Origin of the sequence: Bacillus sp. DJP31, from assembly GCF_049310945.1 — a bacterium.
Lineage (GTDB): Bacteria > Bacillota > Bacilli > Bacillales > SA4 > Bacillus_BS.
Window position 1 is genome coordinate 1 of record NZ_JBMERO010000064.1, and the last position, 4,925, is coordinate 4,925.

Consider the following 4,925-nt stretch of genomic DNA (forward strand, 5'->3'; position numbering starts at 1 on the left):
CAAGAATAATGTTCATTGAAACAGCTATAAAGAACTATACACTTAACACATTAATTGGTATAGGACCTGCGGACTTCGATTTCGTTTTTTCACATCTATTAAATGATTATAAGAAAGAAAATACGGGTAATAGTAAGTATAGGGATAAAATGAAGAAGCGGCTTGATTTACGTAACAAAATCAATCAACAGATTAGTTACAATTATTCCGAACAAAAAGCCGTAATTTCACACTTTTTCCATAACAATAAACCAATTCCACTTTGGGCTATTTTTGAGGTGATTAACCTCGGAGAATTTGGATTCTTCCTACAGTGTTTAAATCAAGACACAAGAATAGCAATTACTGAAGACTTAAATATGCACACTACTAACCATAATCAGAACGGAAGAATTGTGGAAGATATCATTTTCCTTATTAAAGAGCTTCGTAACGCAGTGGCTCATAACTCGGTAGTCTTTGATTGTAGATTCAAAAAGATGAATCCTCCCGCTCGGTTAAAAGAATACTTACAAAGTGAAACAGGAATTAATAATATTACTTTTGACACCATTGTTGATTATTTTATCATTTTAATCTTTCTACTTAAAAAGCTCGGTGTTACAAAAACCGAGTTAAAACAAATTGTCAGAAAGTTCTATGCTGAATCTGAAAAACTTAGAAGTACAGTACCGATACCGGTTCACACTTCTATAATGGGATCAGATTTCAGAAATAAGGTAAACAATTTAACGAATTACATTTAGGCTTGTACTTTACGAATAGGATAAACTGTAGTATCATAATATATAACTAATAACGGTGTATAGCTTCGGCTTACACTTAAGGGGACTGGATGCGTCTGGTCCTCTTTTAATTTCGTCTAAAAACACAACAAAAAAGCCCACCAAGCGGCTGTATTAGCCTACCCAGTGGGTTTCTACACTTCTTCTTCACCATATAATATTTTCGCTTACCTTGACTATTCGATATAAAGTCTCTCTTTAACAACCCTTCTTCGATTAGTGGTAATACAATGCTCTTTCTGAAATAGGAGCCTGATATTGTCATCATGGTATTCATAAAGTCCAGGATCTCGCCCCATCTCCGTGGTTTTTCGCAATACTCCAGTAAGGCCGTTACCTCAGGTCCATTCAGAAATTCTGCTTGCTTTTCCTTTCGTTTGGCGTGCCGTCTCGCTTTCTTTTCCTCTAAAAGCTGATGTCGGTAACTACTTTCATACCTTTCATCGGTAGACCAATCAATCTCCATACTCAAATGATAAACAACCTTTCCATCCTTAAAGACCGTAGCTTGCTCGACCAACTGTGAGTAAAGCTCTGCAGGAAAAACAAGCTGTTGTTCTTCATGCATCTTTTTTACTTGCTTCATCAGCACTTTGCTTTCATTTTTATATTGCTCCGCCAGCTTCTTACGATCAGAGAAGACTTTCAGCTGCTTATGCAGGGCCACTAACTCTCCACTTAAATCATCCACTCTTTTAGAATCTTGCCCGTCTTGATGAAGCTCTTCATCTACCGCTTCATACAGCGCTTGATTCAACTGCTCAATTCTTTTTCGAACCTCTTCTTCTAGGTTCAGTTCCTGGGTACTTAACTCCGTTCGAGCAATTACCTTGTTTACTTCTGCCTGAAATCCCTCATTTTGATGAAGATCCTTTAACATGTTGATAAAGTGCTGTTCTAAATAGGCTTGTTGAAAACGATGGGAGGAACAGCCATCGACAGCATAATATTTCTGAGCTAGCCTACATACCCATCGGTGAACTTCGTATCCTTCATCATCACCACGTCGTTCTACAGTTCGTTGATGAGTAAAACCATTTCCACATTCTCCACATTTAAGTTTATCTATAAATGCCTCATTTTTATTGTTGTTTTTCGAGTATTTCTTGTGGTTACGAGTCTTAAAGGCCGTCGAGCGCTCCTCTATGATTGCTTGCACAGCCTCCCATTCTTCCGCATCAATGATCGCTTCATGATGGCCATCAATATAATATTGAGGTAACTCTCCTTGGTTCGTAGCTACTTTTTCCTCTAATGTATCTAGCATAAAGTATTTTTGATAGAGGTAGTCGCCTTTATAGACGACATTTGTTAGGATTTCCTTCACAGTGCTTAAGCTCCAAATCTCTCTTCCTTGTGGGGTAGGAATTCGGTCCTGAGTTAACGCTGTTAGAGATCGGTGCCTGCACCACCCGGATATTCTTGTTTCACAAGAGTGTTTCACAGATAGGTCTTTGTTCATGAGGTGAATAATGGAAGCTCGGAGACGTGGGCTTTTCTATTTTAATTATCGTCTTTTTTGCTGGTGTTAAGGTGGTAACTGGTGACAGGCACGCAAAACTAATCATGGAAAGCACCGGAACCGTGCTTCCCTAGGCTTTAAAAATAAGATTAGAAGAAATACCTAATATACGTGCTGCCTGTCGTTGGGATAGTCCCTTTATTTGTTTTACTTGCCGCAGCACTTCATCTCTCTTTAATCTTGGTAAACTCTTAACTTGTGGGATCTCAATTGCCCCGAGTAATTCCTTAATTTGTATCCTTGCTTCTTCATCCGTTAATTTCTTTCTTCCACTCGTTTCGATATCTAGGCATTGATCATTATTCCTTGTTTCGTTGAATTTTTTAAACACTTCTCTGACAGTGGCTATTTCATTGGAAAACATTTTCAAAATAAAGGTATCATCTAGCATATTCTCGGGGTAGATAGACTCTCCGTAATATCCATTACAACTACTCCACTTCCATTCATGAGCCTTCTTGGTTAACCCTGCTTTTACTGGGTTTTGGTGAATATATCTTGTAACGGTAAGTAAATATTTTGTCGTTTCAACATTTTCACTTTTAAAGCGATCCTGATAAAGATGCCCTGTTATTCTGTACTTCCAGTTGTAATAGGAGACGAAGCTCACACCAATGCGTTTCATCGTAATTGAAATATCTTCAGTTCCTTCTTTCATTAGTAGATGTGCATGATTAGTCATCAAGCACCAAGCAAAAATTTTCATACCTAATCTCTGCGTATACTTATTTATCGTGTCAAGAAATTTTATGCTGTCTTCATCATCGTGAAATATTTCCTGTCCATTCGCTCCTCTCCACATCACATGGTAGATATTCGTCTTACTTTTAACCCTAGCCTTCCTTGGCATCTCTTCCATCACCATCCTGGTATGAATTGGTCACTATCTACTCATTGATAACTTGAGGGTGCTCTTTCCCCTGTTAAACTATTTAAAGATCTACTAGAATTTTGTTGGATCTCTCTTAAGTTCATAGCTTCATCCAGAGCTTCATCTGATAGTATGTCTTCTCCTTTTAAATCAGCAATCGTCCTTGCCAATCGGATGATTTTTATTTGTACACGATTACTTAGGCCCTGCTTGACCTGAAAGACTTTGTAAATGATGTTGCTGCGCGTTCGTTAGAGGGGTTTGGGCAATCAATTGTTCAAAGGGGACACTTCCATTACAAATTTCCTTTCCATATCGTTCATATTGTCTTTCCCTAGCCACTTTCACCCGCTTTCTAACTTCTTCTGATGATTCAATACCTTTGAAGTTATGACCTTTAAGATTCACGGCGTTTAAAGAAAGTAAAATATCAATACGATCTAAAATCGGGCCTGATACACGGCTTTTGTAGGCTTTTATTTGTTTTTCGGAACAAGTGCAATATTGTCTATCGGAACCTAGGTAGCCACAAGGGCAAGGATTCATGGCGGCTATAAAAATGAATTTCGCAGGGTACGTAACAGTAGAGTGAACACGGCTGATTGTTACTTTTTCGTTTTCTAGAGGTTGCCTTAACATATCAAGTGTTTTCTTAGAAAACTCCCCTAATTCATCTAGGAAAAGAACGCCTCGATGGGCAAGAGAAACTTCGCCTGGCTTCGGGTTTGTTCCCCCACCGATGATGGAGACGGCGGATGCAGAATGGTGTGGATGACGGTAAGGAGGAAGAGAAAGAGATTGGTAGGGGGCTCCTGCTAGCTGGTAAAGGCTAATTTTCTCTAGCCTAGCTTCTTCTGTTAGTGTTGGCAAGATTGAAGGGAAGGTTTCGGCCAAGAGGCTTTTTCCACATCCCGGTGGACCACTCATTAAAACATAGTGCTCACCAGCAGCTGCGATCTCAAGGGCTCGTTTGGCGAATTCATGGCCAATAATTTGACTAAAGTCTTTCTCTATTAGCTTATGCTCTTCTTGGATGATCTCGGTTCGAATAAAAGGTAGTAGTTGTTGCCCTGCAAGGAGATCCATAACATCTTGAAGTGTTTCAATGTAAATGAGTTCTAAATCATGGATATCTATTTGAGGAATAGTGGGGTCGTAGGGGAGAAAAAGCTTTTTCAATTTTAGTTTCTTCGCGGCGAGGATAGCGGCAATCATTCCTTCTACTGGAAGGATGGTACCGTCTAAGGATAAAGCCCCAATGAAACCGGCATCCTGTGGTATCTTCTCTTTTAGAAAGTTACCACTTTTTAATACTCCCAATGCAATGGCGAGATCGAATAATGGGCCATTTTTCTTTTGTTCCGCTGGCGATAGGTTGATAACGACCTTCTTATCTATTAATGGAAAGCCCATACTATGTAAGGCTGCAGCCACCCTTTCCTTTGACTCCTTAACCGAAGCATCCGGTAGACCCACAATTACAATAGAATCTACTCCCTCCTTCACCTGTACCTCCACTTGAATGAGATATCCTTCCAGGCCTTTCAGGCCAATACTCGTTACTTTTGCAGACATTTTTCTGATTCCTCCAGTACTTTTATTGGCATTTCATATAAGCGATTGATTAGTAATAGGGTTTTTCTTGCTACTTCAAAAGAGAGGGATTTGATAACACATGAGATTATCAGCTTCGAGGGTTTTCATTGGGGTAAAAAAAGAAGAGCTGTTTCTTCATTTTAAATGGATC

3 protein-coding genes and 1 pseudogene are annotated in these 4,925 nt (G+C 39.2%); 1 reads left to right on the forward strand and 3 read right to left on the reverse strand.

The window, feature by feature from the left end; translation table 11 throughout:
- Positions 1-746: Abi family protein (locus ACOI1C_RS22190; protein WP_422512816.1), on the forward strand; the 746-nt coding region annotated here is incomplete at its 5' end.
- A gap of 106 nt (positions 747-852) precedes the next feature.
- Here ACOI1C_RS22190 and ACOI1C_RS22195 read toward each other — a convergent pair.
- The 3 genes and pseudogenes from ACOI1C_RS22195 to ACOI1C_RS22205 form a co-directional block, all read right to left on the reverse strand.
- On the reverse strand, positions 853-2,247 hold the full coding sequence (locus ACOI1C_RS22195; RefSeq protein ID WP_422512817.1) for a recombinase family protein: 1,395 nt from the start codon (positions 2,245-2,247) through the stop codon (positions 853-855).
- Between the two features lie 130 nt (positions 2,248-2,377).
- Positions 2,378-3,157, reverse strand: coding sequence for a transposase (locus tag ACOI1C_RS22200; protein WP_422512818.1), 780 nt, complete (start codon positions 3,155-3,157; stop codon positions 2,378-2,380).
- 41 nt (positions 3,158-3,198) lie between these two features.
- A pseudogene (locus ACOI1C_RS22205) lies at positions 3,199-4,753 on the reverse strand (YifB family Mg chelatase-like AAA ATPase).
- Positions 4,754-4,925: the final 172 nt, after the last annotated feature.